The 1785-nt window shown below is 72.7% G+C and carries 2 protein-coding genes; one reads left to right on the top strand and one right to left on the bottom strand.

Features of this window, described 5'->3' with window-relative positions:
- The coding region (locus DQW06_RS09670) for a M23 family metallopeptidase (protein ID WP_157983392.1) at positions 1–509 on the bottom strand (509 nt) is incomplete at its 3' end.
- Positions 510–800: 291 nt separating this feature from the next.
- Here DQW06_RS09670 and rpsB point away from each other — a divergent pair.
- A complete protein-coding gene (gene rpsB / locus DQW06_RS09675) occupies positions 801–1745 on the top strand; it encodes a 30S ribosomal protein S2 (RefSeq protein ID WP_013151293.1) in 945 nt (314 codons plus the stop codon).
- Positions 1746–1785 lie beyond the last annotated feature (40 nt).

Genomic DNA, 1785 nt, shown 5'->3' on the forward strand with positions numbered 1-1785 from the left:
GTGCCGCGTCCGCGCCCGTGTGGCGAGGCGGGCGGCGGGACCGGCAGCAGGCGGAACTCGCCCAGGCCGAGCAGGGAGAGCGGATCGAGGTGGTCGTCGCCGCGGAGCAGGCCCCAGTGCAGGCAGGGCCGGTCCGGGCGGTGCGGCGGCGCGGCGGCGAGCGTGCCCAGAACGTCCCCGGCGGCGACCGGGTCGCCGCGGACCAGGTCGGACTCCACCGGCAGGTAGGTGGTGCGCAGGTCGCCGTGGGTCACGCTCACCAGCGGTGTGCCCGCCACCCGGCCCGCGAAGTGCACCCGCCCGGCACCGGCCGCGCGGACCTCCTGGCCGGGCTCAGCGGCCAGGTCCACGCCCAGGTGCCCGGGCAGCCAGCGCTGTTCGGGCGGGTCGAAGGGGCGCAGCACCCGGACCGGCGGGTCCACCGGCCAGCGCCAGTCGGCCTCGGCGGGGTGGTGCGGGGACAGGAGGGAGAACACCAGGGACAGGGTCAGGAGCAGTGAGGGGGCCATACCTCCAGGGTCCGGGCGCGGGGGCCGCGACACCAGGGGGAGTCCGTGCCTGTGGACGACCCCGCCGCGGAAAGGGGGCGCCACGCGGCGCAGGTCCCGACGTATTCCCGATGGAGATAGAATCATCTGTGGCCCGTCGGGCCGATCACAATACGCACGTCCACGAGCCTCCTCAGCGAGGGGCCGCACCCGCGGTCCGTGCCGCCTCCGGGCGGTGCGGCGGTACGGCCGGGGCGTCAGGAACAACCGAGGGCGGGGCCCCTCCCCGCCACCATCAAGGAGGACCAGGTCATGGCCACAGTCGTGACGATCCGCCAGCTCCTGGAGAGCGGCGTCCACTTCGGGCACCAGACCCGTCGCTGGAACCCCAAGATGAAGCGCTTCATCTTCACCGAGCGCAACGGCATCTACATCATCGACCTCCAGAAGTCGCTGGCCTACATCGACCGCGCCTACGAGTTCGTCAAGCAGACGGTCGCCCACGGCGGCACCGTCCTGTTCGTCGGCACCAAGAAGCAGGCGCAGGAGGCCATCGACGAGCAGGCCCGCCGCGTCGGCATGCCCTACGTCAACCAGCGCTGGCTGGGCGGCATGCTCACCAACTTCTCCACCGTGCACAAGCGGCTCCAGCGCCTCAAGGAGCTGGAGGAGATCGACTTCGACGACGTCGCCGGCTCCTCGCTCACCAAGAAGGAGCTCCTCAACCTTCGCCGTGAGAAGGAGAAGCTGGAGCGCACCCTCGGCGGTATCCGCGACATGTCCCGCGTGCCCAGCGCGGTCTGGATCGTGGACACCAAGAAGGAGCACATCGCGATCAGCGAGGCTCGCAAGCTGAACATCCCGGTCGTGGCCATCCTGGACACCAACTGCGACCCGGACGAGGTCGACTACCCGATCCCGGGTAACGACGACGCGATCCGCAGCGTCAGCCTGCTCACCCGCGTGGTCGCCGACGCCGTCGCCGACGGTCTCATGGCCCGCTCCGGCGCCTCCGAGGCCTCCGGCGAGCGCAAGTCCGCCGAGGAGCCCCTGGCCGAGTGGGAGCGCGAGCTCCTGGAGGGCAAGGCCGACTCGGCCGAGGCTCCCGTCGAGGCCGCCGAGGCCGCTGCCGAGCAGGCCCCGGTCGAGACCGCCGCCGTCGCCCCGGCCGACGAGGTCGCCGCCGAGGCCCCGGCCGAGGCCACCTCCGAGGACTCCCCGGTCGACGCGCCCGCGAAGGCCCCCGACGCCGAGTAGTTCCGTGCCTCCGAGCACCGTCGCCGCCCCCCCCCACCCC

It is taken from the genome of Nocardiopsis sp. TNDT3 (assembly GCF_003427465.1).
Taxonomy (GTDB): Bacteria; Actinomycetota; Actinomycetes; order Streptosporangiales; family Streptosporangiaceae; genus Nocardiopsis; species Nocardiopsis dassonvillei.